Genomic DNA, 1,024 nt, shown 5'->3' with positions numbered 1-1,024 from the left:
GGGGAGGGCCCGGGGAACTCGGGGGTCACGACCGGCCTCCCGGGTCCCGGCGGGTGTCGGGGCCGGCTCCGGGGCCGTCGGCGGCACCGTCGGCCAGCGCCCTGAGCAGCCGTTCGGCGGCCTCCGGCTTCAGCGAACCGTGGGCCAGCGCCCGGTCGGCGGTGGTGCGGGCCATCGCCAGGTATCCGGGGAGCGCGTCGGGGGCGTGCGCGCCCAGCTCCGCGACGTGGGCCGCCACCGTGCCCGCGTCACCGCGCGCCACCGGCCCGGTCAGCGCGGCGTCCCCCGAGCGCAGCGCGTTGTCCAGGGCCGCCCCCAGCAGCGGGCCGAGCATCCGGTCGGGCGCCGCGACGCCGGCGGTCCGCAGCAGTTCCAGGGCCTGGGCCACCAGGGTCACCAGGTGGTTGGCGCCCAGGGCGAGCGCCGCGTGGTAGAGGGGGCGGGCGGACTCCTCGATCCACTCCGGCTCCCCGCCCATCTCGATCACCAGCGCCTCGGCGGCCGGCCGCAGCTCCGGCGGCGCGGTCACCCCGAAGGAGCAGCCGGCGAGCCGCTGCACGTCCACCGGGGTCCCGGTGAAGGTCATCACCGGGTGCAGGGCCAGGGGCAGCGCGCCGGCGGCGCGGGCCGGGTCGAGCACCGCCGTGCCGTGGCGTCCCGAGGTGTGCGCGAGCAGGTGGCCGGGGCGGATCGCGCCGGTGCGCGCCAGCCCGGAGACCAGTTCCGGGAGCACGTCGTCGGGCACGGTCAGCAGCACCAGCTCGGACCGGGCCAGGACCTCGGCGGGGTCGGTGCGCGGCACCCCGGGCAACAATGCCTCGGCGCGCCGCCGGGACGCCTCGGAGACGCCCGAGAAGGCGACCGGTCGGTGCCCGGCCAGGGCGAGGGATGCGGCCAGCGCCGGTCCGACCCGGCCCGCGCCGACCACGCCGACGGACAGCCGGGCGGGCCGGTCACCGGCGCGCCGTGCGTCCCCGGACGGGGCGACGGCTGTCTCTTATGCACATCTTACGCTGCCCACGAA

At 78.7% G+C, this 1,024-nt stretch carries 1 protein-coding gene; it reads right to left on the bottom strand.

What is annotated here, in order from left to right; all coding sequences use genetic code 11:
• Positions 1-25: 25 nt before the first annotated feature.
• The gene (locus tag FOE67_RS26805; protein WP_182667408.1) at positions 26-940 is read right to left on the bottom strand and encodes a Rossmann-like and DUF2520 domain-containing protein; all 915 of its coding nucleotides are present in this window, start codon (positions 938-940) and stop codon (positions 26-28) included.
• Between the last annotated feature and the right edge of the window lie 84 nt (positions 941-1,024).

It is taken from the genome of Streptomyces calidiresistens (assembly GCF_014141525.1).
Lineage (GTDB): Bacteria > Actinomycetota > Actinomycetes > Streptomycetales > Streptomycetaceae > Streptomyces > Streptomyces calidiresistens.
Note: the sequence above shows the minus strand (reverse complement) of the source record. Positions and strands in the feature narration are given on the sequence as shown.